This is a genomic window from Mycobacterium sp. SA01 (assembly GCF_041287105.1).
GTDB lineage: Bacteria > Actinomycetota > Actinomycetes > Mycobacteriales > Mycobacteriaceae > Mycobacterium.
On sequence record NZ_JBGGNO010000018.1, the window covers coordinates 510,475 to 537,123 of the forward strand.

Sequence of the window (26,649 nt, forward strand, 5' to 3'; positions counted from 1 at the left end):
AGAGGAGTTCTACATGGCTGCCGTGTGCGACGTCTGCGGAAAGGGCCCCGGCTTCGGCAAGTCGGTGTCGCATTCCCATCGCCGGACCAGCCGTCGCTGGAACCCGAACATCCAGACCGTGCGCGCCGTGAGCCGCCCCGGCGGCAACAAGCACCGCGTGAATGTCTGCACCTCCTGCCTGAAGGCCGGCAAGGTCAGCCGCGGTTAATCCCGCTCGTGCGCCCACACCGACGTGTGGGCGGAGAAGTTCGAGACGTTCCCCGCGAAACCTCGATCTGGCCGTGCGTTAAGGCAGTCGCCAGTCGATCGGGTCGGCACCCATCCCGGCCAGCAGTTCGTTGGCCCGGCTGAACGGCCGTGATCCGAAGAACCCCCGTGACGCCGACAGCGGCGACGGATGCGGAGATTCGATCGCCTGCGCGCTACCCAGCATCGGCTTGAGCGTCGAGGCATCCCGTCCCCACAAGATCGCCACCAACGGTTGATCGCGCGCCACCAGCGCGCGGATCGCGCATTCGGTGACGGCCTCCCAACCTTTCCCCCGATGCGATGCCGGGGTTCCCGGCCGCACCGTCAGCACCCTGTTCAGCAGCATGACACCACGCTGCGACCACGGCGTCAGATCACCCGTCGACGGCGGTGGGTGGCCGAGGTCCGCGGTGTACTCGGTGAAGATGTTGGCCAGGCTGCGCGGCACCGGTCGCACGTCGGGGGCCACCGAGAAGCTCAGACCCACCGCGTGTCCCGGCGTGGGGTACGGGTCCTGGCCGACGATCAGCACCCGCACCTCGCTGAACGGAAAGGTGAAGGCGCGCAGCACGTTCTGGCCTGCGGGCAAGTAGTTTCTGCCGGCGGCGATCTCATCGCGCAGAAATTGGCCCATCTGGGTGATCTGGTCACTGACCGGGGCGAGCGCCTGCGCCCAGCCTTCGTCGACGAGTTCGGCCAGCGGCCGGGCGGTGGTCGTCACCGACGTAACCTAACGCGAGCCGTCAGTCGAAGGATTGCCAACCCGCCGCGCCTTCCCATCTGAGCCCGTCGACCAGCACGCCGGGCGTGCCGTCTCGCACGGTGCCGATCACCCGCCAGCCGGGCGGAACGGCTGCGGGGAAACACGCGACGAGGGCGTGATCTTCGCCACCGGAGAGCACCAACGCCTGCGGATCGGCACCGGCCGCCGCGGCCGCGGCGGTGACGGCGTCGACGTCGGGTCGCAGCGCGTCCGCGGCGAGGTCGATGAGGACACCGGAGTCGTGGGCGATGTGGCCGAGATCGGCGAGCAGCCCGTCGGAGACGTCGGTCATCGCCTGCGCGCCGGCGTCCGCTGCCACAATGCCCTGCCCATAGGGTGGACGCGGCACCAGGTGCCGCTCCCGCAGCTCGCCGAAACCGGCAATCCCCTTGTGGCACAGCAGATATCCGGCGGCCGAGCGGCCCAGCTCACCGCTGACGGCAACCACCGATCCCGCTCGCGCGCCGCTGCGCAGTACCGGTGGCCGGCCGGCCAGATCACCGAACGCGGTCACCGAGACCACCCACTGCGGGCTGGCGACCAGATCACCGCCGACGATCCCGGCGCCCAGCGGACCGGCCTCCAGCCACATTCCGTCGGCCAACTCCTGCGCCCGCACCGCCGGGGTGTCGGGCGGGGCGCCGAACGCGACGACGAACGCGCTGACCCGCGCGCCCATCGATTCGATGTCGGCGGCGTTCTGCGCGATGGCTTTTCGGCCGACCTCCTGCGGAGTGGACCAATCCAGCCGGAAGTGGCGCCCCTCGACCAGCATGTCGGTGCTCACGACGACGCGACCGTCCGGCATCGCCACCACCGCGGCGTCGTCTCCCGGCCCAACCGTCACGATCGCGGGTTGACGACGTCCGGCGACCAGGCGGTCGATCACCGGGAACTCGCCGAGCTGGCGCAATGTGGGGTCGCCACCGTCGGCCACGAGGTCTGCCCTCCTCCCGTCGCCCAGGCTGATCGGCACGGCAACCTGCGGTACGTTGGGGCCTTGCCGGCACCCGGACATGCCAGTCTAGGGCGGCGCCGCATGCGGGCGGCCATCGAGAGGAGGCGACGGGTGGTGGAGGCGTACATGCTGATCCAGACCGAGGTCGGCCGCGCCGAGGTCGTCGCCAAGCAGGTGGCCGCACTGCCGGGCGTACTGTCCGCCGAGTATGTGACCGGTCCCTATGACGTGGTGGTCCGAGTCGCCTCGGCCACCAAGGATGATCTGGCCGCCTCCGTGGTGCCCAGCGTTCAGCAGATCGCGGGGATCACCCGGACCCTCACCTGCCCTATCGCCGATGCCGACTGAGCCACTTCCCATCGCCAGCGAGGACAGCACCGGGGACGGACCGCCCCGCGCCTTCCTGATCGCCGCGGTGATCGTGGCGGTGGTGGCGATCGGCGCCGTGCTCGCGATCGCGGCCACCCGCAAAGCTCCGGTCCAGCCCGTGGTCATCGCCGCCGCCCCAGCGCCGCAGGCGGATTCACCGAGCTGCCGGAGTCTGATGGGCGCATTGCCGGAGAACCTCGGTGAATTCCATCGGGTGGCGGCGGCCGACCCGGTGCCGCCCGGCGCAGCGGCCTGGCGTGGGGCGGCCGACAATTACCCGGTCATCCTGCGATGTGGCATCGACCGGCCCGCGGAGTTCATGGTGGGCTCCCCCATCCAGCTGGTCAACGCGGTTCAATGGTTCCAGCTCGAGGATCCCCAGACCGACCGCAGCACCTGGGTCACCGTGGACCGCCCGGTCTACCTGGCACTCACCCTGCCGAAAGAGTCTGGCCCCACGCCCATTCAGGCGTTGTCGGATGTGATCGCGCGGACGTTGCCTTCGGTTCCGATCGACCCCAACCCGCCTCGCTGAGTCAGCGAAGACCGGTTCCGCGCGCCAACGCCGTCTCCACCATGGTGCCGACCAGCGTCGGGTAGTCGATGCCGCTGGCCGCCCACATCCGCGGATACATCGAGATCGTGGTGAACCCGGGCATCGTGTTGATCTCGTTGACCACCGGGCCGTCCTCGGTGAGGAAGAAGTCCACTCGCGCCAGACCCTGGCAGTCCAGAGCCTTGAAGGTCCGAATTGCCAAGTGCCGCAGTTCCTCTGCCACGTCTTCGTCGACCTTCGCGGGGACGTCGAGTTCGGCGCCGTCGTCCAGGTATTTGGTGGCGAAGTCGTAGAAGCCGTCTTCGCGGCCCGCGATGCCGGCGACCCGGATCTCCCCGATCGCGCTGGCTTTCACTGAGCCGTCCGGGAATTCGAGGACACCACACTCGAGCTCACGGCCTTCGATCGCGGCTTCGATGATGACCTTGGGATCGTGTGTGCGCGCATCGGCGATCGCCGCTGGCAGCTCGTCGGGGCTCATCACCCGGTTCACCCCGATCGAGGACCCACCGCGCGCGGGTTTGACGAACATCGGAAAGCCAAGGCGCATGATGTCATCGAGCGTGGGCGCCTTCTCCTGCGGCCGCAGCACCACGTGATCACCGATCGGAAGACCATCGGCGGCCAGCAGCTTCTTGGTGAACTCCTTGTCCATGCCGGCCGCACTGGCCAGCACGCCGGCACCCACGTACGGCACGCCCGCCAATTCGAGCAGACCCTGGATGGTGCCGTCTTCGCCGTACGGCCCGTGCAGGATCGGGAAGACGACGTCGACCGATGTCAGCACCTCACCGGCGGCTTGACCCAACGACACCAGCTCACCGTGCCGCTGCGGGTCGGCAGGCAACGCCAGCGCCGTGCCGGAGTCACCCCTGACCTCCGGCAGCCGCCGGTCGGTGATGGCCAGGGTTTCCGGCTTGCCGTCGGTCAGCACCCAGGAGCCCTCCGGGGTGATGCCCACGGCGACGACTTCGAACCGCTCCGGGTCGAGGTTCCGCAGGATGCTTCCGGCCGATACGCAGGAGATCGCGTGCTCGGAGCTGCGGCCCCCGTAGACGACGGCGACGCGGATACGAGAAGTCACAAACTAGAGAGGCTACAGCCCAGCCGGTATGAGCACGATCTGGCGCTGTGAGCAGTGACTATCCGGCGCCGAGGGCTGCGAGGACGTCGGCGACCAGGTCGTCGGTGTCCTCGATGCCTGCTGAGATCCGGGCGAAGCCGCCGGCCACGGGGTCGCCCCACCGGGCCCGACGGTCGACGCAGGTGTGGATCCCGCCGAAGCTGGTCGCGGCCACCAGCAGGTCGCTGCGCTGCACCAGGGCGTGGACGGCGCGCGCGTCGGCGAGTTCGAACGACACCAATCCCCCGAAACGCCGCATCTGCGCGGCGGCCACCGGGTGGGACGGGTCGTCGGGCAATCCCGGGTGGCGCACCGAGCGGACGCGCGGGTGGCTGGCCAGCGCGCCGGCCAGCGCGAGGGCGTTGCGGCATTGCCGGTCGAAGCGCAGGCCGAGGCTGCCGAGGCTGCGCAGCACCAGCCACGCTTCGAACGACCCCAGGATCGCCCCGGACAGCAGCCGCTCGCGCTCCAGTGCGGCCATCAGGTCGGGATCGGTGCCGGCGATGTACCCGGCCAGCAGATCGCTGTGGCCCGACAGGGCTTTGGTGGCGCTGGCCACCACCAGATCGGCGCCCAGCGCCAGCGGTTGCTGACCCAGCGGCGTCGCGGTGGTGTTATCCACCAGCAGCCGCGCACCGCGCTGCCGGCAGATCTGGGCAAGCCGGCGCAGGTCCACAACATCCAGCGCCGGATTGGTCGGGGTCTCCGCCAGCACCACGTCGGCGCTTCCGGCGGCCTGGTAGATCTGCTCGGCATCGGCCTCGTGAACGGTGATCCCTTGCGGAGCAAGATATTCCGCGGCGTAGCGGCGCACCTGGTAGTAGCCGTCGGCCGGGACGACCAGTACTGATCCGGGTTTGGCCATCACACGCAGCGCGGCGGTGATCGCCGCCATCCCGGAGCCGAAAGTCAAGGCCGCCGCGGCCCCTTCGAGCTCGGCCAGTGCCGACTCGAGCTGCCGCCAGGTGGGGTTGGTGGCGCGACCGTAGGTGTTCTGTTCGCTGCCCTCGTCGTCGGAGAGGTGGTACGCCGACGCCGGAACCGGACCCGGCTGAATCGGATCTCCCGGAATCGGCAGGGAACTCACAGCTTTGACGGCGCGGGTCGAGTCGCCGTAGCGGTCGGTCATTCCGGTTTGGTGCTGCGGCCCAACAACAGCGCCACCGCCTGGTCGACGGACAATCCCTTGTGGCACACCTGGTGGACCGCATCGGTCAGCGGCATCTCGACGTCATAGCTCGACGCCAGCGCCAGGATCGATTCGCATGAGGTGACGCCTTCGGCAACGTGCCCGCCGGCGGCCAGTTGGGCGGCCTCCATGGTGCCGCCCCGCCCGAGGCGCTCACCGAAACTGCGGTTGCGCGAGTGCGGCGACGTGCAGGTGGCGACCAGGTCGCCCACGCCGGCAAGGCCGGCCAGCGTCGCGGTCTTGGCGCCCACGGCGATGCCCAGTCGCATGATCTCGGCCAGACCGCGGGTGATGATCGCCGCAGCGGTGTTCTCCCCGAGTCCCACTCCGGCGGCCATGCCGCAGGCCAGCGCGATGACGTTCTTGCACGCACCGCCGATCTCGGTGCCGATGACGTCGGCGTTCGTGTACGGGCGGAAGTAGCCCGTGCTCAGTGAGCGCTGCAAGGTGATCGCGCGGCCGGAGTCGGTGGCGGCCACCACCGTCGCGGCGGGCTGGCCTTGCGCGATCTCGTCAGCCAGATTCGGGCCCGAGACGACGGCCACCTGGCTGGGGTCGACGCCTGTGACCTGAACAATGACCTGGCTCATTCGCATCAGGCTGCCCAATTCGATGCCCTTGGCCAGGCTGACCAAGGTGGCGCCGTCGGCGATCAGGCCACGCCACTGTTCGAGGTTGGTGCGCAAGGTCTGCGCGGGCACGGCGAGCAGCACTGTGGTCAGCCCGTCGAGGGCCTCGGCGGCATCGGTGGTGGCGCGGATCGTGGTCGGCAGCGCGATGTCGGGCAGGTATCCGGGGTTGGCGTGTGTGGTGTTGATCGCCTCGGCGACTTCCGCGCGACGAGACCACAACCGGACCTCGGAGCCGGCATCGGCCAGAACCTTGGCCAGTGCGGTTCCCCAGGCGCCGGCGCCCATCACCGCGGCGGTGCCCACCGTGCTGGTCATGGTCATTAACGTAGCCCACGCCGCCGCGACTGCTCGCCGGCCAGGAATGCGAGAGACCCGAACGACGCTGGAAGGATGGTGAACATGAGCGCGGACCTCGGCGTCATCATTGCGGTGAAACGCCTCACGGCCGCCAAGACCAGACTCAGTCCGGTGTTCTCGGCGAATATCCGCGAGCAGGTGGTGCTCGCGATGCTGATCGACACCATCACCGCGGCCCGTGCGGCCAGCGCCGTCGCGTCGATCACCGTGGTCACCCCCGACGACACGGCGGCCACCGCCGCCCGTGAGCTCGGCGCGGACGTGCTGTTCGACGCGACGCCGCCGACCGAGCCCGACCCGTTGAACACCGCAGTGCGATTCGCCTGGGCAGAGGTCAGCAGAAGAACGGCCAATACTGTTGTGCTGCAAGGGGATTTACCCGCACTGCAGACGCACGAACTCACCGACGCGGTGGCGCACGCCCGGGCGCACCGGCGCAGTTTCGTCCCCGACCGTCCCGGCACAGGTACCGCGGCCCTGTTCGCGTTCGGGGCCCCGCTGGACCCACTGCTCGGCCGCGATTCGGCCCGTCTGCACCGCGACTCCGGCGCCGTCGAACTGACCGGCGCATGGCCGGGACTGCGCTGTGACATCGACACCATCGAGGACCTCGAGGCGGCGCGACTGCTGGGTGTCGGGGCGGCGACGACCAGGGCAATCAGCCACCACTGACGGTTAACAACGCTTGAACGGGCAGCAACTTCTGCCTGCCTCGGTCCGCGCGCTTCGCGGATGGGGGATGATCGGAAGCGTGACGGACATGGAAACCGATGCGCGATCGACGGACGACGGCTGGCAGCCCGGCGACGCAGCGCCGGAGGCCCCGCCGGCGGCCACGGCTGCCGCCGTCGAAAATGCACTGCCCGAGGACCGGTACCTCAACCGCGAGCTGAGCTGGCTGGATTTCAACGCCCGCGTGCTGGCGCTGGCGGCCGACACCTCGCTGGCTCTGCTGGAGCGGGCGAAGTTCCTGGCGATCTTCGCGTCCAATCTCGACGAGTTCTACATGGTCCGGGTGGCCGGGCTCAAGCGCCGCGACGAGATGGGGTTGTCCGTGCGTTCGGCCGACGGGCTGTCGCCGCGCGAACAGCTGCGCCGGATCGGCGAACGCACGCGCCAGATCTCGTTGCGCCAAGCCGAGGTCTTCATCCAATCGGTGCGGCCGGCGTTGGCCGACGAGGGAATCCACATCGTCACGTGGGCGGACCTGACCGACGCCGAACGCAGTGAGCTCTCGACGTACTTCCACGAGCAGGTGTTCCCGGTTCTCACCCCGCTCGCCGTCGACCCCGCGCATCCGTTCCCGTTCGTCAGCGGGCTGAGCCTCAACTTGGCGATCACCGTGAAGTCGCCCGACGACGGTGGCGAACACTTCGCCCGCATCAAGGTTCCCGACAACGTCGACCGTTTCGTTGTTCTCAAGGGCACCAACGGAGATAACGACGTCGTCCGGTTCCTGCCCACCGAGGAACTCATCGCGGCATTCCTTCCGGTGTTGTTCCCCGGCATGGAGATCGTCGAGCATCACGTCTTCCGCATCACCCGCAACGCCGATATGCAGGTCGAGGAAGACCGCGACGAAGATCTGCTTCAGGCGCTCGAACGTGAACTGGCGCGACGGCGCTTCGGTTCTCCGGTGCGCCTCGAAGTCGCCGACGACATGACCGAGCACATGCTCGAACTGCTGCTCCGCGAGCTCGACGTCCACCCCGGCGATGTGGTGCAGGTGCCGGGGCTGCTGGATCTTTCGTCGCTGTGGCAGGTGTACGACGTCGACCGGCCGGCGCTCAAGGATCGCCCGTTCGTGCCGGCCACCCATCCCGCGTTCGCCGAGCGGGAGACACCCAAGAGCATCTTCTCCACGCTGCGCGACGGTGACGTGCTGGTGCACCATCCGTACGACTCGTTCTCGACGAGCGTGCAGCGCTTCATCGAGCAGGCCGCCGCCGACCCGAATGTGTTGGCCATCAAGCAGACGCTGTACCGGACCTCCGGTGACTCCCCCATCGTCAACGCGCTCATCGACGCGGCCCAGGCGGGCAAGCAGGTGGTCGCCCTGGTGGAACTGAAGGCGCGCTTCGACGAGCAGGCCAACATCAAGTGGGCCCGCACGCTGGAAGATGCGGGCGTGCATGTCGTTTACGGGCTGATCGGGTTGAAGACCCACTGCAAGACCTGCCTGGTGGTGCGCCGCGAGGGCTCGACGATCCGTCGCTACTGCCATATCGGCACCGGGAACTACAACCCGAAAACCGCGCGGCTGTATGAGGACGTCGGCTTGATCACCGCCGCGCCCGACATCGGCGCGGACCTGACGGATCTGTTCAACTCGCTGACCGGCTACTCCCGCAAGGTCAGCTACCGCAACCTGCTGGTCGCCCCGCACGGGGTGCGCAAGGGCATCATCGAGCGCATCGAGCGCGAGATCGACGCGCACCGCCAGGGTGAGAGCGGCCGGATTCGGCTGAAGGCCAACGCCCTTGTCGACGAACAGGTCATCGACGCGCTGTACCGCGCATCGCAGGCCGGCGTCCGCGTCGAGGTGGTCGTGCGCGGCATCTGCGCCCTCAAGCCGGGTGCCCAGGGTTTCTCCGAGAACATCGTCGTGCGTTCGATACTCGGCCGGTTTCTGGAGCATTCGCGGATCTTCCATTTCAATGCGATCAACGAGTTCTTCATCGGCAGCGCCGACATGATGCATCGCAATCTCGACCGGCGCGTCGAGGTGATGGCGCAGGTGAAAGATCCCCGGCTCACTGCGCATCTCGATGAGATCTTCGAATCGGCGATGGATCCGTCGACGCGATGCTGGGAGCTGGGACCCGAGGGGCACTGGACCGCGGCGCCGCAAGACGGCAGGCAAGTCCGAGACCATCAGGTGTGGCTGATGGAACGTCATCGGCAGCGCTGAGTGCCTTCGCCGTTGCGACCCACCAGATCCGGTCCCGAACAGGGCCCCGAAATGATTTGCGGGAGTTGACGTGGCCAAGAGAACGTCACGTGACAGCTCGAGGACCAAATCGACCAACAAGTCAGCGACAAAGAAAAGCAAGACACTCAAGCGTCGGGTGATCGCCGCCGGTGCGGCGCTGTGGCGACACGATCCCGAGACGGGCGAGCTGCACGTCGCAGTAATTCATCGGCCGCGCTACGACGACTGGTCGCTCCCCAAAGGGAAAGTGGATCCGGGCGAAAACGAACCCATCGCCGCAGTACGCGAGATCTGGGAGGAAACCGGTCAGCGGTCTCAGCTGGGCCGGCGCCTGATCCAGACGCACTACCCGATCCCGCAGGGGACCAAGATCGTTCACTACTGGACGGCGCGGGCGCTGGGCGGCGAATTCACGCCCAACGCCGAAGTCGACCTGATGGAGTGGCTGCCGGTCGCCGAGGCGGCGCAGCGCCTCACCTACCCGCACGACCGGGAAGTGCTGAAGGCGTTCGCCAAACAACCCGCCGACACCACGACGGTCTTGATCGTCCGGCACGGAACCGCGGGCATCAAGTCCCGCTATAAGGACGACGACCGCAGCCGGCCACTGGACAAGAATGGTCGGGCGCAAGCGGAATCGTTGGCCGGCCAGCTGATGGCATTCGGGGCCACCGACGTCTACGCGGCCGACCGGGCTCGCTGCTTCCAGACAGTCGAACCGCTGGCGCAGGAACTCGGCGTGACGATCTCCGCCGAGACCAGCCTCACCGAAGAGGCGTACGCCGCCGATCCCGACGCCGCGCACAATCGCATCATCAAGATCGCCGCGCAGGGCGGGACACCGGTCATCTGCACGCAGGGCAAGGTGATTCCCTACCTGCTGGCGTGGTGGCGCGGTACCGACAAGCCGGACAAATCGCGTAACCGCAAGGGCAGCACCTGGGTGCTGTCACTGACCGGCGACCAGGTCGTGGCCGCCGACTACATCGACAGTCCACTGGCAACACGCCCCTGACACGCGAATACGCCGCGGGCATTGAGCCCGCGGCGTATTCAACTTCAGCTATTTAGCGACGGCCCTTTTTGGCCGGAGCCTTCTTGGCCGGAGCCTTCTTGGCCGGTGCAGCCTTCTTGGCGGGCGCGGCCTTCTTGGCCGGAGCAGCCTTCTTGGCCGGAGCCTTGGTAGCAGCCTTCTTCACGACCGCCTTGCGAACGGCCTTCTTGGCCGCCGCCTTCTTGACGGGTCCGCCGACGGCACCGCGCTTGACGGCGGGGCCCTCCGAAGGAAGCTTCTGTGAACCAGAGACGACGGCCTTGAACTGAGCGCCGGGACGGAAAGCGGGAACGGAAGTCGGCTTCACTTTGACGGTTTCGCCGGTGCGCGGGTTACGCGCCACACGAGCGGCACGACGCCGCTGCTCGAAAACGCCGAAGCCCGTGATGGTCACGCTGTCGCCCTTGTGCACCGCGCGCACAATGGTGTCGACGACGTTCTCCACCGCCAGGGTTGCCTGCCGACGATCTGAGCCCAATTTCTCCGTGAGTACGTCGATGAGCTCTGCTTTGTTCATTCAATTCCTCCGAAGCCAGTGGTCCACTTTGGACCGACTGCAGAACACGGTAAACCCAAGAGCTGCAGATTTCCAAGAGCCACGCCCAATTTCAGGCTTTACTTAGGAGGATTTCAGCAATCCGCTTGCCGCCCTAGGGCGGTGATTTCAGGTCGTCCGAACCCCCTTTTTGGCGCGGGATTTCGGCGTTCCGCGTCGTTCAGGACGGTGTCGTAATGCGCGGCTTCCAACTCGGACGGGACTCCTCGAAGGCTGCGATCTGATCGCGTTTCCGCAGCGTAAGGCCGATATCGTCAAGACCTTCCAGCAGCCTCCACGCCGTGTAATCGTCAATCGTGAACGGCACCACTGCTGTTCCCGCGGTGATATTTCGATCTTGAAGATTCACAGTCAGTTCCAGCCCAGGATTCTGCTCGATGAGCTTCCACAAAAGTTCAACCTCATCTTGAGCGACTTCGGCCGCCAGCAGCCCGGCCTTGCCGGCGTTGCCGCGAAAGATGTCGGCGAAACGGGATGAGATGACGACCCGGAAGCCGAAGTCCATCAGCGCCCAGACCGCATGCTCACGCGACGAGCCGGTGCCGAAGTCCGGTCCGGCCACCAGAACCGAACCCCGGTCGAAGGGGCTCAGATTCAGCACGAATGAGGGATCGTTGCGCCACGCGGCGAACAAACCATCCTCGAAACCCGTTCTGGTTACCCGCTTCAAATACACCGCCGGAATGATCTGGTCGGTGTCGACATTGGATCGTCGCAGCGGAACACCGATGCCGGTGTGGGTGTGAAATGCATCCATCGTGTTCTCCTTAGCAGGTCTATTTTTCGAGATCGGCAGGCGAGGACAGCGTTCCGCGCACTGCGGTCGCAGCCGCAACCGCGGGCGAAACGAGATGTGTCCGCCCGCCCTTGCCCTGCCGGCCTTCGAAATTCCGGTTGGACGTCGACGCACAACGCTCCCCCGGCGCCAGCTGATCGGGGTTCATGCCCAGGCACATCGAGCAGCCCGCCTGGCGCCAATCGGCACCGGCGGCGGTGAAGATCTCGCCCAGCCCTTCACTTTCGGCCTGTGCACGCACCCGCATCGACCCCGGCACGATCAGCATGCGCACCCCGTCGGCGACCTTGCGGCCACGCAGCACGTCGGCCACCACCCGCAGATCCTCGATGCGCCCGTTCGTGCACGACCCGACGAAGACGGCGTCGACGGCCACCTCACGCATCGGCATGCCCGCCCGAAGGTCCATGTATGCCAACGCCTTCTCGGCGGCCTGCCGGTCGCCATCGCTGGTCATCAACTCGGGATCGGGTACCGAGTCGGCCAGCGGAACACCCTGGCCGGGGTTCGTGCCCCACGTGACGAAGGGGCTCAGCGTCGTCGCGTCGATGTAGACCTCGGTGTCGAATTCGGCACCCTCGTCGGTCTTCAGCGCCTCCCACGCGGTGACGGCGGCATCCCAGTCCGCACCGGTCGGCGCGTAAGGACGGCCTCGCAGGAACTCATAGGTCGTCTCATCCGGTGCCACCAACCCGGCACGGGCACCGGCCTCGATACTCATATTGCAGATCGTCATCCGGCTTTCCATCGACAGCGATTCGATGGTGCTGCCCCGATATTCGATGACGTAACCCTGACCGCCGCCGGTGCCGATCTTGGCGATCACGGCCAGGATGATGTCCTTGGCACTCACTCCCGGTGGCAGGGCACCGTCGACATTGACCGCCATCGTCTTGAACGGACGCAGCGGAAGTGTCTGGGTGGCAAGCACATGCTCGACTTCGGACGTCCCGATGCCCATCGCGATCGCGCCGAACGCACCGTGGGTGGAGGTGTGGCTGTCCCCGCACACGATCGTCATGCCGGGCTGGGTCAGTCCCAGTTGGGGCCCCATCACGTGAACGATGCCCTGTTCGGCGTCGCCCATCGGATGCAGCCGGACCCCGAATTCGGCGCAATTGTGGCGCAGGGTCTCGACTTGGGTCCGAGAGATCGGGTCGGCGATCGGCTTGTCGATGTCGACCGTCGGAACGTTGTGGTCCTCGGTGGCGATCGTGAGATCCGGCCGGTGCACCGGACGACCCGCCAGCCGCAGCCCGTCGAAGGCCTGCGGGCTGGTCACCTCGTGGATGAGATGCAGATCGATGTAGATCAGGTCGGGTTCACGTGATGAGCCGGTGCCGGTTCCGGCGACCACCACGTGGTCGTCCCACACCTTCTCGGGCAGTGTCCTGGGCTTGTCGGACTGAGCCATGGGTTCTCACTTCACTTCTCGATTCCCGCAACGCGAGAGTGGCTATCTCACATTTCGGGACGCTAGTATCTCTCTATGAGACAGGATAGCGGCATCGGCGTGCTCGACAAAGCCGTGGGCGTACTGCACTCAATCGCCGAGTCCCCCTGCGGGCTGGCCGAACTCTGTGAACGCACCGGCCTGCCCCGCGCGACCGCACACCGCCTGGCCGCCGGCCTGGAAGTCCACCGCTTACTGGCCCGCGACAGTGCGGGACGGTGGCGACTCGGACCGGCTATCTCCGAATTGGCCGCCCACGTCAACGATCCGCTGCTTGCCGCGGGCGCCACGGTATTACCGCGGCTGCGGGAGATCACCGGCGAGAGCGTGCAGCTCTACCGCCGCGAGGGCACCACTCGAATCTGTGTCGCCGCGCTGGAACCCCCTGCCGGGCTGCGCGATACCGTGCCGGTCGGGGCGCGCCTGCCGATGACGGCAGGATCGGGCGCGAAGGTTCTGCTGGCCTTCAGCGACACCGCCACCCAGCAGACCGTCCTCCCGACGGCGAAATTCACCGAGCGCACCCTCGCCGAGGTCCGCCGCCGCGGCTGGGCGCAGAGCGCGGCCGAACGCGAGCCCGGGGTGGCCAGTGTCTCGGCCCCGGTACGGGATCGCACCGGGGCGGTGGTGGCAGCGGTGTCGGTGTCAGGTCCGATCGACCGGATGGGCCGCAGGCCCGGCGCGCGTTGGGCGGCCGATCTATTGGCCGCCGCCGACGCACTCACCCGCCGACTGTGATCCCCGCGACAGCCGCGCGGCAGAGCCTGACAAACTGACGCCATGGGAACCAATCAGCGCAACCAGATCGTCATGTCGGACGCCGAGGTCGCCGACTTCGTCGCACGCAGTCGCACCGGCACCATGGCGACCATCGGCCCCGACGGCCAGCCCCATCTTGTGGCCATGTGGTACGGCGTCCTCGACGGCGAGATCTGGGTCGAGACGAAAGCCAAGTCACAGAAGGCCGTGAACCTGCGTCGCGACCCGCGGGTGAGCTTCCTCATCGAGGACGGCGACACCTACGACACCCTGCGCGGGGTCTCCTTCGAAGGTGTCGCCGAGATCGTCGAGGACCCCGACACCATCTTCAAAGTCGGCATCAGCGTGTGGGAGCGCTACAACGGGCCCTACACCGACGATCTCAAGCCGGCCGTCGACATGATGATGAACAAGCGTGTGGCGGTGCGCATTGTGGCCAAGCGCACCCGCTCCTGGGATCACGGCAAGCTCGGCTTGCCCCCGATGCCGCTGGCCGGCTCCACCGCACCAACCGAATAAGAGGCTCGAAACGACGAATCGCCCGGTCGATGACCGGGCGATTTGATTTGGTAGCCCCGATGGGATTCGAACCCACGCTACCGCCGTGAGAGGGCGGCGTCCTAGGCCGCTAGACGACGGGGCCAGAACCAAATCCGTGGCGCACCGCGTGGCGCACCGGGTTGCCAGCATAGCCCAGAGGGCGTTGCCGACATAATTGCTGGGGTACCAGGACTCGAACCTAGAATGAGGGAATCAGAATCCCTAGTGTTGCCAATTACACCATACCCCATCAACGGCCTATAACCGCTGGTCAAGCGGCCTTTTCCTGGTTTCCCAGGGGGTGAGGGCCGCTCCGCCGTGGTTGCGGGCCGACGAGCAGACTATCAAAGATTTTACCCGTCTTTTTCCGGCCCCCCGGCCCGCTCGTGCGCTCCGCGCAGTCGCTGCAGGCTGCGGTCGCGACCGAGCAGCTCCAGCGACTCGAACAGCGGCGGGCTGATCGTGGATCCGGTCACCGCCACCCGGATCGGGCCGAACGCCTTGCGCGGCTTGAGTTCGAGGTTCTCCAGCAGTGCCGCCTTCAGCGCCTCCTCGATGGCAGGCGTCGTCCACTCGGCCACCGCGTCGAGCGCAGTGATCGCCGCGGCCAGCACCGGCGCGGCATCGGGGCCGAGCTCCTTGGCGGCAGCCTTGGGGTCCAGCTCGTAAGCGGCGTCGTCGAAGAACTTCAGCAGCGACCACGCGTCGGAGAGCACCACGATGCGGGTCTGCACCAGCTGCGCGGCGGTGGCGAAACCCGCATCGTCCAGCCCGGTGTCGTGGCCGTGCGCCTCGAAGTAGGCCCGTAACCGCGCGGCGAACTCTGCCCCGTCCAGACGGCGAATGTGTTCGGCGTTGATCGCGTCGGCCTTCTTCTGGTCGAAGCGGGCCGGGTTGGAGTTGACGTCGACGACGTCGAACGCCGCGACCATCTCGTCGAGGGTGAAGATGTCCCGGTCCTGGGCGATCCCCCAGCCCAGCAGCGCCAGATAATTCAGCAGCCCCTCGGGCAGGAATCCCCGATCGCGGTGCAGGAACAGGTTGGACTCCGGGTCGCGCTTGGACAGCTTCTTGGTGCCCTCCCCCAACACTGGTGGCAGGTGCGCGAATTCGGGCACGCGCTCGGCCACCCCGATCCGAATGAGCGCCTGATACAGCGCGATCTGACGCGGCGTCGAGGGCAGCAGGTCCTCACCGCGCAGCACGTGGGTGATCTTCATCAGTGCGTCGTCGACCGGATTGACCAAGGTGTACAACGGTTCTCCCGTCGCCCGGGTCAAGGCGAAGTCGGGAACCGTGCCTGCGGCGAACGTCGTGGTGCCGCGGACCAGGTCGTGCCAGGTGATGTCCTCGTCGGGCATCCGCAGCCGCATGACCGCGTTGCGCCCCTCGGCAGCGAAGGCGGCGCGCTGCTCGTCGGTCAGGTCGCGGTCGTAATTGTCATAGCCCAGTTTGGGATTGCGGCCCGCGGCCACATGCCGGGCCTCGACCTCCTCCGGTGTGGAGTAGGCCAGGTACGCCTCCCCGGAGTCGAGCAGGCGCGCCAGCACATCGCGGTACAGGTCGGTGCGTTGCGATTGCCGGTACGGCTCGTGCGGCCCGCCGACCTCCGGCCCCTCGTCCCAGTCCAGACCCAGCCACCGCAATGCTTCGAGCAATGCGGCATAGCTTTCCTCGGAATCGCGCGCGGCGTCGGTGTCCTCGATCCGGAACACGAATGTGCCACCGGTATGCCGGGCGTAGGCCCAGTTGAACAGTGCGGTGCGCACCATCCCGACGTGCGGAATTCCGGTCGGCGACGGGCAAAACCGCACGCGCACCGTGTCGTTGGCGGCGGCGGTCATCAATTGCCCTTTCGAATCACGGGATTGGACAACGTTCCGATGCCCTCGACGCTGATGCTGACGGTGTCGCCGTTCTCGATCGGCCCGACGCCTTCGGGGGTGCCGGTGAGAATGAGATCACCGGGCAGCAACGTCATCACCGCCGAGATCCACTCGATGATCGCGCCGATGTCGTGGATCATCATCGAGGTTCGGCTCAGTTGGCGGACCTCGCCGTTGACCTCGGTGCGGATCTCCAGATCGGAGGGGTCCAGGTCGGTGACGATCCACGGGCCGACGGGACAGAACGTGTCGTGGCCTTTGGCGCGCATCCACTGGCCGTCCGCTTTCTGCTGATCGCGGGCGGACACATCATTGGCGATGGTGTAGCCGAGGATGTTCTCCGCGGCACGGCCGGCGGGGACGTCCTTGCAGGGCCTGCCGATCACCACGGCGAGTTCGCCCTCATGGTGTACCGGTGAAGCATTGGCAGGCAACTGAATTGGCACACCGGGGCCGATGATCGCGGTGTTGGGCTTGAGGAAGATCACCGGGTCCTCCGGCGCTTCACCACCCATCTCCGCGATGTGCGCCGCGTAGTTCTTGCCCATGCAGACCACCTTGCTGGCAAGGATCGGTGCCAGCAGGCGCACATCGGCGAGCGGCCAGGTGCGGCCGGTGAACGTCGGCGTACCGAACGGATGTTCGGCGATTTCACGAACGATTTCGCTCCCACTGTCTCCTTCGATACTGACGAAGGCGACCCCATCGGGGCTGGCAATTCGACCCAGGCGCATGTCAATAGCCTAGTGCTCGGGCCATCGGCTCCCGCTACGACCCGGGTGTCTCACATTTCGAGAATCTGATTCAGCATTGTGGGACGCAGGTGGAATCATGGGCGCATGGCCGTCGACGCGATCAGCACCGTGCGGCGATGGATGATGCTCGTGATCGCGCTGTTCGCAACGCTGTCCGCCAACGTCTTCATCAACGGGGCCGCATTCCTCATTCCCACCCTGCACACCACGATGGGCCTCGACCTGGCGAAATCCGGTCTGGTGTCGGCGATGCCGAGCTTCGGCATGGTCGTCACCCTGATTGCCTGGGGCTATGTGGTGGACCGGGTCGGTGAGCGTTTCGTGTTGGCGGTCGGCTCCGCGCTGACCGCCGCCGCGGCGCTCGCAGCGGCCGCAGCCCCCTCCTTGTTCGTGGTGGGCGTCTTCCTGTTCTTGGGCGGAATGGCGGCCGCGAGCAGCAATTCGGCCAGCGGGCGGCTGGTGGTGGGGTGGTTTCCGCCACATCAACGTGGGCTGGTGATGGGCATCCGCCAGACCGCCCAGCCGCTGGGAGTGGCGTTCGGTGCGTTGGTGATTCCCCGGCTCGCCCAATCTCACGGCGTTGGTGGCGCGCTGCTGTTCCCGGCGATCGTGTGCGGTGTGGCAGCGGTGGTGTGCGCCGTCGCCGTGACCGATCCGCCACGGCCACCGCGCGCCGAGGCGCCGGCCGAGCACCTGGCCAACCCGTATCGTGGCTCGGCGCTGCTGTGGCGCATCCATGCCGTGTCGGTGCTACTGGTGGTGCCGCAGTGCGTGGTGTGGACATTCACCCTGGTGTGGCTGATCACCGACCGCGGCTGGTCCGCGGAAGCCGCCGGCCTGATGGTGATGTTCGCGCAGATCCTGGGAGCGCTGGGGCGCATCGCCGCCGGGCGCTGGTCGGACCGGTTGGGTCTGCGGCTACGGCCGATTCGCACGATCGCATTGGCCGCGGCGGCGTCGATGTTCCTGTTGGCTCTGACCGACGCGCTGCACTCACCGCTGAGCATCGCGGTGATGGTCGCGGCGTCGGTGATCACGGTGAGCGACAACGGGTTGGCGTTCACCGCGATCGCCGAGATCACCGGGCCGTTCTGGAGCGGCCGGGCGTTGGGCGCGCAGAACACCAGCCAACTGCTGACCACCGGTATCGTTCCGCCGCTGTTCGGCGCGCTGATCGGTGTGCTCGGTTACCCGGTGGCCTTTGCCGTATGCGCACTGTTCCCGCTCGTCGCGTTCCCCTTGGTCCCGACGGACCCGCCGCGACGGGACTAGAGCGCCGCGCGGATCCGCTCGCCGACCTCGCGGGTGGACATCGTGGCATCGCCGCGGGTGGCCAGATGATGGGCGACGGCCTTGTCGACCCGGGCCGCCGCGGCGTCCTCGCCGACGTGGCCGAGCAGCAGCGCCACCGACATCACCGCAGCCGTCGGATCCGCGATGCCCTGACCCGCGATGTCGGGCGCACTGCCGTGAACCGGTTCGAACATCGACGGATTCGTCCGCGTCGCATCGATATTGCCGCTTGCGGCCAAGCCGATTCCGCCGCAGACCGCCGCGGACAGATCGGTGATGATGTCGCCGAACAGGTTGTCGGTGACGATGACGTCGAACCGCCCCGGATCGGTGACCATGTGGATCGTGGCGGCGTCGATGTGCTGATAGGCGACCTCGACGTCGGGGAATTCGGCTCCGACCTCGGCGACGACCCGCGACCACAGGCTGCCCGCGAACGTCAGCACGTTCGTCTTGTGCACCAATGTCAGGTGTTTGCGCCGGGACTGCGCGCGGGCGAACGCATCACGCACCACGCGCTCGACACCGAACGCGGTGTTCACGCTGACTTCGGTGGCCACCTCGTGCGGCGTCCCGACGCGCAGCGCGCCGCCGTTGCCGGTGTACGGACCCTCGGTGCCTTCACGCACCACAACGAAATCGATACCGGTCACCCCGGACAGCGGACTGTCCACACCCGGATACAGCCGACCCGGTCGCAGGTTGACGTGATGATCCAGGGCGAACCGCAGTTCCAGCAGCAGCCCACGCTCCAGCACACCGCTGGGGACCGACGGGTCGCCGATGGCGCCGAGCAGGATGGCGTCGTAGCCGCGCAATTCCTCGATGGTGTCTTCGGTGAGCAGCTCACCGCTGGCGTGATAGCGGCGCGCACCGAGGTCGTACTCGGTCTTCTCCACACCGGGCAGCACCACATCGAGCACCTGCAGCGCTTCGCTGATCACCTCCGGGCCGATACCGTCGCCCGCGATCACCGCCAGTTTCATGACAGGTCCACCACTTCCAGGGTCGTCGCGCCGACGGCCGTGCGGATCGCCGACCGGACATCATCGGACACATCGCGATCCAGCCGCAGCATCAGGGTCGCGGCCTCGCCGCTGGTGTCCTGGCTCAGCTGAGCCGCCAGGATGTTCACGTCGGCGTTGCCGAGGACGGTGCCGATCTTGCCCAGCGCACCGGGCTGATCCGAGTAGTGCAGCACCAGGTTCACCCCCTCGGCACGCAGATCGAAGTTGCGCCCGTTGATCTGGACGACCTTCTCGACCTGTTGCGGGCCGGACAACGTTCCGGACACGTTGGTGGCGGTGCCGTCGGGACCGACCACCCGGACGTCGATCAGGCTGCGATGGTTCGGGCTCTCGCTCGCCGTCGTCAGTTCGCTCTGCAGGCCGCGTTCGGCGGCCAGGTTGGGCGCGTTGACGAACGTCACCTGCTGATCGGTCACCGTCGAGAAGAATCCGCGCAGCGCCGAAAGTTTCAGTACCTCAACATCTTCGGAGGCGATCTCACCGGAGACCCGAACCGACAGGTTCGACGCGGCACCGGTCGAGAGCACCCCGACGAGCAGGCCGAGCTTGCGGGCCAGATCCAGCCAGGGCGCCACCTCTTCGCTGACCGCGCCGCCACCGACGTTCACCGCGTCCGGCACGAACTCGCCGGCCAGCGCCAGCTTCACGCTCGCCGCAACATCGGTGCCGGCCCGGTCCTGAGCCTCGGCGGTGGAGGCACCCAGGTGCGGGGTGACGACGACCTGCGGCAGTTCGAACAGCGGGCTGTCGGTGCACGGTTCGGTGCTGAAGACGTCGAGGCCCGCCGCGAACACATGACCACTGGTGATCGCATCGGCGAGGGCGTGCTCGTCGATCAGACCACCACGGGCCGCGTTGACGATGACCACGCCCTTCTTGGTCTTCGCCAGCGCCTCCTTGCCCAGCAGACCGGCGGTCTCCGGGGTCTTGGGCAGGTGCACGGAGATGAAGTCCGCGCGGGCCAGCAGCTCGTCGAGCGACATCAGCTCGATGCCCAGCTGGGCGGCACGGGCGGCCGGCACGTACGGGTCGTAGGCGATGACGTGGGTGCCGAAGGCGGCCAGGCGCTGGGCCACCAGCTGTCCGATCCGGCCAAGACCCACCACGCCGACGGTCTTGCCGTAGATCTCGGTGCCGGAGAACGACGACCGCTTCCAGGTGTGCTCCCGCAGCGTCGCATCGGCGGCGGGGATCTGCCGCGCGGCCGACAACATCAGGGCCAGCGCGTGCTCGGCGGCGCTGTGGATGTTCGACGTCGGCGCGTTGACGACCAGCACCCCGGCGGCGGTGGCGGCGTCCACGTCGACGTTGTCCAGGCCGACGCCGGCCCGGGCGACGATCTTCAGCTTGGGCGCGGCGGCGATGACCTCGGCGTCCACCGTGGTGGCCGAACGCACCAGCAGCGCGTCGGCATCGGCGACGGCGGCCAGCAGTTTCGGCCGGTCCGGGCCGTCGACCCAACGCACCTCGACCTGGTCACCCAGGGCTGCGACGGTCGACTCGGCGAGTTTGTCTGCGATCAACACAACGGGCAGATTCACGCCGGTCAGCCTAGTGGTTGTCGCCCGGTGGACGATCATCGGCCGTGGTGCGGTCTACTTAGGCGGTGGACGTGACCGTCGTCGGTAGTGGTCCCAATGGGTTGGCGGCCGCCGTCATCTGCGCGCGAGCCGGCCTGTCGGTGCGCGTCATCGAAGGCCAGCCGACGTTCGGCGGCGGTGCCCGCACCGCGGCGGACCCGGAGTATCCCGACATCCGCCATGACGTCTGCTCGGCGGTGCACCCGCTGGCACTGGCCTCGCCCTTCTTCGCCGAGTTCGATCTCCCGGCGCGGGGCGTCGAGTTGGTCGTGCCGGAGATCTCCTACGCGAACCCGCTGCCGAACCGGCCCGCCGCGATCGCCTACCACTCGCTGCAGCGCACCTGCGCCGAACTGGACGAGGGCAGCTCGTGGCGGCGGCTGTTCGGTCCGCTGGCCTCTCATCCCGACGGCGTGCTCGGATTCTTCCTCGGCGACAAGCGCTCGCTGCCACCCGATCTCCTCACCACCGTGCGATCGGGACTGCGGGTGCTCGCCCAGGGCAGCCCGGCGTGGGGCGTGCTGCGCGGCGAGGACGCCCGCGCGCTGTTCACCGGCGTTGGCACCCATGCGATCTCGACGATGCCGTCGCCGGTCAACAGTGGCGCCGGGATCATGCTCGGCACGGTGGCGCACACCGCGGGCTGGCCGGTGCCGGTCGGCGGCAGCCAGGTGATCGTCGACGCGATGCTCGCGGATCTGCAGGCTCACGGCGGCGAGCTGGTGGTCGGCGAGCCGGTGACCTCCCCACCGTCGGGTGTGGTGATCTACGACACCGCGCCCACCGCGCTGCTGGACATCTACGGCTCAGCGGTACCGGATTCTTACGCAAAGTCCCTGCGGCGCTATAAGTTCGGGCCGGGTGTCTGCAAGGTGGACTTCGTGCTCTCCGGCGACATCCCCTGGCGTGACGAGCGGATGGCGAACTCGCCCACCGTCCACATGGGCGGGACCCGCGCGCAGATGGCGTACGGCGAGAAGGAGATCGCCGCGGGGCGCCACGCCGAGTGGCCGATGACGTTGGCGGCGCTGCCGCACCTGTCCGACCCGTCGCGCATCGACTCCGCGGGACGCAGACCGCTGTGGACGTATGCACACGTTCCGTCGAACTCGACCGAGGACGTCACCGAGACGGTCATCAGAATGTTCGAGAACGCCGCACCCGGATTCCGGGACCTGGTGCTGGCCTCACGATGTGTGACCGCGGCGCAGATGCCTGCGCACAACGCGAACTACGTCGGCGGCGACATCATCGTCGGCGGGGCGACGCTGTTCGCGGCGATGGTCGGGCCGACGCTGCGCTGGAATCCGTGGACCACCCCGATCCCCAAGGCGTACCTGAGTTCGTCGGCGACTCCGCCGGGCACCGGCGTGCACGGGATGTGCGGCTACTACGCCGCGCGCACGGTGCTCAAGCGCGAATTCGGCCTGCCGCTGCCGTCGCTCGCCCCGTAAATCAGCTATACAGATGCACTTACTGTTGTAACTTCAGTAATTCGGTCACCGGTGCCGTCGTAACGACCTACCATCAGCGGACATGACCACTCCGCCGGTTGCGATCACCAATGCCGTTGCTGCCGAACGCAGTCCCATCCCCCTGCGCGAACGTCGCTACGACTGGTTCTTCATCGTCGTGTTCACGGTGTTCATCGGCTCCTCGTTCACCGGCGACATTGTGAACATGGTGAGCCGCCCCGACCCGGACTCCGACTTCTTCCTCGCCCGGGTCGTCTACCAGGTGTACGCGGGCGGCACCGACCCGTTACTCATCGCCAACCCGAGGTTCCTTCAAGTCGGCGCGAGCGTGTCGGCCGTCGTCTTCGGGACCTTCTACGTACTGCTGGTCTACTGCTTCATCCGCGGGCGGGAGTGGATCCGCAAGCCGTCGTTCATCTACACCGGGATGGTCGTGCAGACCACGTTCATCGTGGTGATGGTCGGATTCGCCGGGGACGCAAGCCTTTTCCAGGCGGTCTGCAACACGGCCTACGACTACACGTTCACCAACGCGCCGAAGGCGCTGGCCTACAACCTGCCGTACATCATCGTGCCGATCCTGCTGACCGCCCGGATGTGGCGGGCGCATCCGTTCAGCCGGCCCTGAACGCAGTTCGGCGCGCTAACCGGTGCTGAACACCGGTTAGCGCGCCGAAATTTAACGAAACTAAGCCGTTTCGGTGATGGGCCGGTCGACCCAGCTCATCAGGTCGCGCAGCTTCTTGCCGGTGACCTCGATCGGGTGCTCGGCGTTCTTCTTGCGCAGTGCTTCGAGCTCCTTGTTGCCGCCCTCGACGTTGGCGACCAGGCGCTTGACGAAGCTGCCGTCCTGGATGTCCTTGAGGATGCCGCGCATCCGCTCCTTGGTGTCGGCATCGATGACGCGCGGACCGGAGATGTAGCCACCGAACTCCGCGGTGTCGGACACCGAGTAGTTCATCCGGGCGATGCCGCCCTCGTACATCAGGTCGACGATCAGCTTGAGCTCGTGCAGCACCTCGAAGTAGGCCATCTCGGGGGCGTAGCCCGCCTCGACCATGACCTCGAAGCCGGCCTTGACGAGTTCCTCGGTGCCACCGCACAACACGGCCTGCTCACCGAAGAGGTCGGTCTCGGTCTCTTCCTTGAAGTCGGTCTTGATGACGCCCGCGCGGGTACCGCCGATGCCCTTGGCGTAGGACAGCGCCAGCGCCTGGCCCTCACCCTTCGGGTCCTGGTCGACGGCGATCAGGCAGGGCACGCCCTTGCCGTCGACGAACTGGCGGCGCACCAGGTGGCCGGGGCCCTTCGGGGCGACCATGCCGATGGTGACGTTGGCCGGCGGCTTGATCAGACCGAAGTGGATGTTCAGGCCGTGGCCGAAGAACAGCGCGTTGCCGTCCTCGAGGTTCGGCTCGATGTCGTTCTTGAAGATCTCGGCCTGCGCGGTGTCGGGGGCCAGCAACATGATGACGTCGGCCCACTTGGCGACCTCGGCGGGAGTGTCGACCTCGAGGCCCTGCTCGGTGACCTTCTCGCGAGACTTGGAGCCCTCCTTGAGGCCGACCTTGACCTGCACACCCGAGTCACGCAGGCTCAGCGAGTGCGCGTGGCCCTGGCTGCCGTAACCGATCACACCGACCTTGCGGCCCTGAATGATCGACAGGTCGGCGTCATCGTCGTAGAACATCTCAACTGACACGATTGAACTTTCCTTCTGTTGTTTTCTTCGGTGGGGGCTTTACTTGGCGTTCGTCATGCCGCGCGGTCCGCGCGACAGTGACACCACGCCGGACTGCACGATCTCGCGGACACCATAGGGTTCGAGCACCCGCAGGAACGCCTCGATCTTCTCCTGGGTGCCGGTCGCCTCGATGGTCAGCGACTCGGTGGACACGTCGATCACCTTGGCGCGGAACAGGTTCACCGCCTCGATGACCTGACCGCGGGTGCCTGCGTCAGCGCGGACCTTGATCAACGCGAGTTCGCGGTGCACCGAATTCTCGACGTCCTGCTCGACGATCTTGATCACGTTGATCAGCTTGTTGAGCTGCTTGGTGATCTGCTCGAGGGGCGTCTCCTCCGCGGTGACGACGATCGTCATCCGCGACATGTTCTTCTGCTCGGTGGCTCCGACCGCCAGCGACTCGATGTTGAAGCCGCGCCGGGAGAACAGCGCGGCCACTCGGGCCAGCACACCGGGCTTGTCTTCGACCAACACCGACAGGGTGTGGGTGACAGTGTTTCCCGCCATCAGGCCCGTCCCTCCTCGTTGTCGTCGAACAGCGGCCGGATATTGCGCGCCGCCATGATCTCGTCGTTGCCGCATCCCGCGGCGACCATCGGCCAGACCTGGGCGTCGGCGCCGACGATGAAGTCGATCACCACCGGCCGATCGTTGATGGCCCGGGCCTGGTTGATCACGTCGATCACGTCTTCTTCACGCTCGCAACGCAGCCCGACACATCCGTACGCCTCGGCCAGCTTGACGAAGTCCGGGATGCGATGGCTGTGGGTGGCCAGATCGGTTTGGCTGTACCGCTCTTCGTAGAACAGGGTCTGCCACTGGCGCACCATGCCCAGGTTGCCGTTGTTGATCAGGGCGACCTTGATCGGCACCCCTTCGACCGCGCAGGTGGCCAGCTCCTGATTGGTCATCTGGAAGCAGCCGTCACCGTCGATCGCCCACACCTCGGCCTCGGGCCGGGCCATCTTGGCGCCCATCGCCGCCGGGACGGCGTAGCCCATGGTTCCCAGACCGCCGGAATTCAGCCAGGTGCGCGGGTTTTCGTAGGAGATGAACTGTGCCGCCCACATCTGGTGCTGGCCGACGCCGGCGACGTAGATCGCGTCCGGCCCGGCGATCTTGCCCAACTGGGAGATCACGTATTCCGGGCTGAGGCTGCCGTCGTGCTGCGGGTCGTAGCTCAGCGGGTAGGTCGCCTGGATCCCGTTCAGGTACTCCCACCAGTCGCCCTGGTTCGCCTGGGGATCCGAGCCGATCTTGCGCAGCGCCTCGATCAGCTCGCTGATCGCCAGCTTCACGTCGCCCACGATCGGCACGTCGGCGTTGCGGTTCTTACCGATCTCGGCGGGGTCGATGTCGACGTGGATCACCTTCGCCTCGGGGGCAAAGGACTCCAGCTTGCCGGTCACCCGGTCGTCGAACCGGGCGCCCAACGCGATCAGCAGGTCGCTCTTCTGCAAGGCTGCGACCGCGGCGACGGTGCCGTGCATGCCCGGCATACCGAGGTTCTGCTGGTGGCTGTCCGGAAACGCGCCGCGCGCCATCAGGGTGGTGACCACCGGGATACCGGTCAGCTCGGCCAGCGTCCGCAACTCCTCGGTGGCATCACCGCGGATCACGCCGCCGCCGACATAGAGCACCGGCTTACGCGCCGCGGCGATCAGCTTGGCGGCCTCGCGGATCTGCCGGCTGTGCGGCTTGGTGTTGGGCTTGTAGCCGGGCAGATCGATCTGCGGCGGCCACGAGAAGGTGCACTGCCCCTGCAGGATGTCCTTGGGGATGTCCACCAGCACGGCACCGGGGCGGCCGGACGAGGCGATGTGGAATGCCTCGGCGATCACCCGCGGGATGTCATCGCCGTTGCGCACCAGGAAATTGTGCTTGGTGATCGGCATCGTGATGCCGGAAATGTCGGCTTCCTGGAAGGCGTCGGTCCCGATCAGGCTGCGACCGACCTGCCCGGTGATGGCGACCACCGGGATGGAGTCCATCTGCGCGTCGGCCAACGGGGTGACCAGGTTGGTGGCACCCGGACCCGAGGTGGCCATCATGACCCCGACCTTGCCGGTGGCGTGGGCGTAACCGCTGGCGGCGTGCCCGGCGCCCTGTTCGTGGCGGACCAGCACGTGGCGCAGTTTCTGGGAGTCGTAGAGCGGGTCGTAGACCGGCAGCACCGCGCCGCCCGGGATTCCGAAGATGGTCTCGACGCCGATCTCTTCCAGCGAGCGGACTACCGCCTGGGCGCCCGTGAGCTGCTCCGGGGCGACGCGCTTGGCGGCGGTCGTGCCGTTCTTACCGGCGGAATGTGCTGCGCCTGGGCTGTCGGCGGTGGCCGACGGCTCGGGTGGTCGCGTGGGTGCGCTCACGATGTCGTCCTTTTCGGTCCTGATTCATTTCTTCGGGCAAGAAAAAACCCCCGTCAGCTTCGGCGGCTGTACGAGGGTTGCGCGCTGGTGCGTGTGGCTATGCCCGTGTCGGGGCAAGCGCGGCACCAACGCGCTGGCCAATTACTACGAGCATTCCGCCGGTCTTCATAACCTGCGACGGTAGCCTCCGCACTGGTCAAGCGTCAAATCCCGACGCGGGCCCCGGGTCGCGC

The 26,649-nt window shown here is 67.1% G+C and carries 24 protein-coding genes, 2 tRNA genes and 2 pseudogenes; 11 read left to right on the forward strand and 17 right to left on the reverse strand.

Annotated elements, in window-relative coordinates; genetic code table 11:
* Positions 1-13: 13 nt before the first annotated feature.
* Positions 14-208, forward strand: a complete 195-nt coding sequence (rpmB, locus tag AB4879_RS15435) for a 50S ribosomal protein L28 (RefSeq protein WP_036339124.1) — start codon at positions 14-16, stop codon at positions 206-208.
* A 78-nt stretch (positions 209-286) separates the two neighbouring features.
* On the opposite strand, the gene AB4879_RS15440 is transcribed toward rpmB, so the two are convergent.
* Positions 287-970: a uracil-DNA glycosylase gene (locus AB4879_RS15440; RefSeq protein WP_370508251.1), complete on the reverse strand. Its 684-nt coding sequence runs from the start codon at positions 968-970 to the stop codon at positions 287-289.
* Positions 971-992: 22 nt separating this feature from the next.
* A complete protein-coding gene (locus tag AB4879_RS15445; protein ID WP_233209259.1) occupies positions 993-1,949 on the reverse strand; it encodes a thiamine-phosphate kinase in 957 nt (318 codons plus the stop codon).
* 132 nt (positions 1,950-2,081) lie between these two features.
* Between AB4879_RS15445 and AB4879_RS15450 the strand changes: the two genes are divergently transcribed.
* Together AB4879_RS15450 and AB4879_RS15455 are read left to right on the forward strand one after the other, a co-directional pair.
* Positions 2,082-2,318: an Lrp/AsnC ligand binding domain-containing protein gene (locus AB4879_RS15450; RefSeq protein WP_102806900.1), complete on the forward strand. Its 237-nt coding sequence runs from the start codon at positions 2,082-2,084 to the stop codon at positions 2,316-2,318.
* A complete protein-coding gene (locus AB4879_RS15455) occupies positions 2,308-2,874 on the forward strand; it encodes a DUF3515 domain-containing protein (RefSeq protein WP_370508252.1) in 567 nt (188 codons plus the stop codon). The genes AB4879_RS15450 and AB4879_RS15455 overlap by 11 nt, the downstream gene beginning before the upstream one ends.
* 1 nt (position 2,875) lies before the next feature.
* On the opposite strand, the gene AB4879_RS15460 is transcribed toward AB4879_RS15455, so the two are convergent.
* The 3 genes from AB4879_RS15460 to AB4879_RS15470 are packed head-to-tail and all read right to left on the reverse strand — an operon-like array spanning position 2,876 to position 6,154.
* The gene (locus tag AB4879_RS15460) at positions 2,876-3,979 is read right to left on the reverse strand and encodes a D-alanine--D-alanine ligase family protein (protein ID WP_370508253.1); all 1,104 of its coding nucleotides are present in this window, start codon (positions 3,977-3,979) and stop codon (positions 2,876-2,878) included.
* Between the two features lie 58 nt (positions 3,980-4,037).
* Positions 4,038-5,147, reverse strand: a complete 1,110-nt coding sequence (locus AB4879_RS15465; protein ID WP_036339138.1) for a cystathionine gamma-lyase — start codon at positions 5,145-5,147, stop codon at positions 4,038-4,040.
* On the reverse strand, positions 5,144-6,154 hold the full coding sequence (locus AB4879_RS15470; protein WP_199189847.1) for an NAD(P)H-dependent glycerol-3-phosphate dehydrogenase: 1,011 nt from the start codon (positions 6,152-6,154) through the stop codon (positions 5,144-5,146). Before AB4879_RS15470 ends, AB4879_RS15465 begins: the two co-directional genes overlap by 4 nt.
* A 75-nt stretch (positions 6,155-6,229) precedes the next feature.
* Here AB4879_RS15470 and cofC point away from each other — a divergent pair, with 75 nt between their 5' ends.
* From cofC to AB4879_RS15485, 3 genes and pseudogenes are all read left to right on the forward strand, one after another.
* On the forward strand, positions 6,230-6,868 hold the full coding sequence (gene cofC / locus AB4879_RS15475) for a 2-phospho-L-lactate guanylyltransferase (protein ID WP_370508254.1): 639 nt from the start codon (positions 6,230-6,232) through the stop codon (positions 6,866-6,868).
* 60 nt (positions 6,869-6,928) lie between these two features.
* Positions 6,929-9,107 (forward strand): annotated as a pseudogene (locus tag AB4879_RS15480) (RNA degradosome polyphosphate kinase).
* 70 nt (positions 9,108-9,177) lie between these two features.
* Positions 9,178-10,143, forward strand: coding sequence for a bifunctional NUDIX hydrolase/histidine phosphatase family protein (locus AB4879_RS15485; protein ID WP_036339150.1), 966 nt, complete (start codon positions 9,178-9,180; stop codon positions 10,141-10,143).
* A 79-nt stretch (positions 10,144-10,222) separates the two neighbouring features.
* Here the strand turns inward: AB4879_RS15485 and AB4879_RS15490 are convergent.
* From AB4879_RS15490 to leuC, 3 genes and pseudogenes are all read right to left on the reverse strand, one after another.
* A pseudogene (locus AB4879_RS15490) lies at positions 10,223-10,699 on the reverse strand (HU family DNA-binding protein); the annotation flags it as partial.
* Positions 10,700-10,898: 199 nt separating this feature from the next.
* Complete coding sequence (gene leuD / locus AB4879_RS15495; protein ID WP_370508255.1) at positions 10,899-11,495, reverse strand: 3-isopropylmalate dehydratase small subunit; 597 nt, start codon at positions 11,493-11,495, stop codon at positions 10,899-10,901.
* Between the two features lie 19 nt (positions 11,496-11,514).
* On the reverse strand, positions 11,515-12,948 hold the full coding sequence (gene leuC, locus AB4879_RS15500) for a 3-isopropylmalate dehydratase large subunit (RefSeq protein ID WP_370508256.1): 1,434 nt from the start codon (positions 12,946-12,948) through the stop codon (positions 11,515-11,517).
* Positions 12,949-13,023: 75 nt separating this feature from the next.
* Between leuC and AB4879_RS15505 the strand changes: the two genes are divergently transcribed.
* Positions 13,024-13,725 (forward strand): IclR family transcriptional regulator, encoded by a 702-nt coding sequence (locus AB4879_RS15505; protein WP_102806908.1) that lies wholly within the window; start codon positions 13,024-13,026, stop codon positions 13,723-13,725.
* Positions 13,726-13,767: 42 nt separating this feature from the next.
* Positions 13,768-14,265, forward strand: a complete 498-nt coding sequence (locus AB4879_RS15510) for a PPOX class F420-dependent oxidoreductase (protein ID WP_036339164.1) — start codon at positions 13,768-13,770, stop codon at positions 14,263-14,265.
* A 48-nt stretch (positions 14,266-14,313) separates the two neighbouring features.
* Here AB4879_RS15510 and AB4879_RS15515 read toward each other — a convergent pair.
* The 4 genes from AB4879_RS15515 to AB4879_RS15530 all read right to left on the reverse strand — a co-directional run bounded on the left by AB4879_RS15515 (position 14,314) and on the right by AB4879_RS15530 (position 16,906).
* A tRNA-Glu gene (locus AB4879_RS15515) sits at positions 14,314-14,389 on the reverse strand.
* 75 nt (positions 14,390-14,464) lie between these two features.
* Positions 14,465-14,536: transfer RNA gene (locus AB4879_RS15520), tRNA-Gln, on the reverse strand.
* A gap of 103 nt (positions 14,537-14,639) precedes the next feature.
* A complete protein-coding gene (gene gltX / locus AB4879_RS15525; RefSeq protein ID WP_370508257.1) occupies positions 14,640-16,130 on the reverse strand; it encodes a glutamate--tRNA ligase in 1,491 nt (496 codons plus the stop codon).
* A complete protein-coding gene (locus AB4879_RS15530; protein WP_370508258.1) occupies positions 16,130-16,906 on the reverse strand; it encodes a fumarylacetoacetate hydrolase family protein in 777 nt (258 codons plus the stop codon). The genes gltX and AB4879_RS15530 overlap by 1 nt, the downstream gene beginning before the upstream one ends.
* Before the next feature lie 105 nt (positions 16,907-17,011).
* Between AB4879_RS15530 and AB4879_RS15535 the strand changes: the two genes are divergently transcribed.
* Positions 17,012-18,199, forward strand: a complete 1,188-nt coding sequence (locus tag AB4879_RS15535) for an MFS transporter (protein ID WP_370508259.1) — start codon at positions 17,012-17,014, stop codon at positions 18,197-18,199.
* On the opposite strand, the gene AB4879_RS15540 is transcribed toward AB4879_RS15535, so the two are convergent.
* Together AB4879_RS15540 and serA are read right to left on the reverse strand one after the other, a co-directional pair.
* Positions 18,196-19,206 (reverse strand): 3-isopropylmalate dehydrogenase, encoded by a 1,011-nt coding sequence (locus tag AB4879_RS15540; protein ID WP_370508260.1) that lies wholly within the window; start codon positions 19,204-19,206, stop codon positions 18,196-18,198. The genes AB4879_RS15535 and AB4879_RS15540 overlap by 4 nt on opposite strands.
* Positions 19,203-20,789, reverse strand: a complete 1,587-nt coding sequence (gene serA / locus AB4879_RS15545; RefSeq protein WP_102806913.1) for a phosphoglycerate dehydrogenase — start codon at positions 20,787-20,789, stop codon at positions 19,203-19,205. Before serA ends, AB4879_RS15540 begins: the two co-directional genes overlap by 4 nt.
* A 65-nt stretch (positions 20,790-20,854) precedes the next feature.
* Between serA and AB4879_RS15550 the strand changes: the two genes are divergently transcribed.
* Both AB4879_RS15550 and AB4879_RS15555 read left to right on the forward strand, forming a co-directional pair.
* A complete protein-coding gene (locus tag AB4879_RS15550; protein ID WP_370508261.1) occupies positions 20,855-22,282 on the forward strand; it encodes a phytoene desaturase family protein in 1,428 nt (475 codons plus the stop codon).
* Between the two features lie 82 nt (positions 22,283-22,364).
* The gene (locus AB4879_RS15555) at positions 22,365-22,931 is read left to right on the forward strand and encodes an emopamil-binding family protein (RefSeq protein WP_370508262.1); all 567 of its coding nucleotides are present in this window, start codon (positions 22,365-22,367) and stop codon (positions 22,929-22,931) included.
* A gap of 60 nt (positions 22,932-22,991) precedes the next feature.
* On the opposite strand, the gene ilvC is transcribed toward AB4879_RS15555, so the two are convergent.
* Genes ilvC through AB4879_RS15570 form a run of 3 tightly spaced genes read right to left on the reverse strand, consistent with a single transcriptional unit; the run spans position 22,992 to position 26,416 of the window.
* Positions 22,992-23,993, reverse strand: coding sequence for a ketol-acid reductoisomerase (gene ilvC, locus AB4879_RS15560; protein WP_174714175.1), 1,002 nt, complete (start codon positions 23,991-23,993; stop codon positions 22,992-22,994).
* Positions 23,994-24,044: 51 nt separating this feature from the next.
* Positions 24,045-24,557 carry an acetolactate synthase small subunit gene (gene ilvN / locus AB4879_RS15565; protein WP_036339188.1) on the reverse strand — a complete coding sequence of 171 codons (513 nt, stop codon included), beginning with the start codon at positions 24,555-24,557 and terminating at the stop codon, positions 24,045-24,047.
* Positions 24,557-26,416, reverse strand: a complete 1,860-nt coding sequence (locus AB4879_RS15570; RefSeq protein WP_370508263.1) for an acetolactate synthase large subunit — start codon at positions 26,414-26,416, stop codon at positions 24,557-24,559. Before AB4879_RS15570 ends, ilvN begins: the two co-directional genes overlap by 1 nt.
* Positions 26,417-26,649 lie beyond the last annotated feature (233 nt).

Coding starts and splice junctions, on each gene's coding strand:
- leuC (WP_370508256.1), bottom strand. CDS start 12,948: ATGGCTCAGTCCGACAAGCCCAGGACACTGCCCGAGAAGGTGTGGGAC.
- ilvC (WP_174714175.1), bottom strand. CDS start 23,993: ATGTTCTACGACGATGACGCCGACCTGTCGATCATTCAGGGCCGCAAG.
- leuD (WP_370508255.1), bottom strand. CDS start 11,495: ATGGATGCATTTCACACCCACACCGGCATCGGTGTTCCGCTGCGACGA.
- AB4879_RS15540 (WP_370508260.1), bottom strand. CDS start 19,206: ATGAAACTGGCGGTGATCGCGGGCGACGGTATCGGCCCGGAGGTGATC.
- AB4879_RS15535 (WP_370508259.1), top strand. CDS start 17,012: ATGGCCGTCGACGCGATCAGCACCGTGCGGCGATGGATGATGCTCGTG.
- cofC (WP_370508254.1), top strand. CDS start 6,230: ATGGTGAACATGAGCGCGGACCTCGGCGTCATCATTGCGGTGAAACGC.
- AB4879_RS15455 (WP_370508252.1), top strand. CDS start 2,308: ATGCCGACTGAGCCACTTCCCATCGCCAGCGAGGACAGCACCGGGGAC.
- AB4879_RS15555 (WP_370508262.1), top strand. CDS start 22,365: ATGACCACTCCGCCGGTTGCGATCACCAATGCCGTTGCTGCCGAACGC.
- ilvN (WP_036339188.1), bottom strand. CDS start 24,557: ATGGCGGGAAACACTGTCACCCACACCCTGTCGGTGTTGGTCGAAGAC.
- AB4879_RS15505 (WP_102806908.1), top strand. CDS start 13,024: ATGAGACAGGATAGCGGCATCGGCGTGCTCGACAAAGCCGTGGGCGTA.
- AB4879_RS15465 (WP_036339138.1), bottom strand. CDS start 5,147: ATGACCGACCGCTACGGCGACTCGACCCGCGCCGTCAAAGCTGTGAGT.
- AB4879_RS15530 (WP_370508258.1), bottom strand. CDS start 16,906: ATGCGCCTGGGTCGAATTGCCAGCCCCGATGGGGTCGCCTTCGTCAGT.
- gltX (WP_370508257.1), bottom strand. CDS start 16,130: ATGACCGCCGCCGCCAACGACACGGTGCGCGTGCGGTTTTGCCCGTCG.
- AB4879_RS15510 (WP_036339164.1), top strand. CDS start 13,768: ATGGGAACCAATCAGCGCAACCAGATCGTCATGTCGGACGCCGAGGTC.
- rpmB (WP_036339124.1), top strand. CDS start 14: ATGGCTGCCGTGTGCGACGTCTGCGGAAAGGGCCCCGGCTTCGGCAAG.
- AB4879_RS15470 (WP_199189847.1), bottom strand. CDS start 6,154: ATGACCAGCACGGTGGGCACCGCCGCGGTGATGGGCGCCGGCGCCTGG.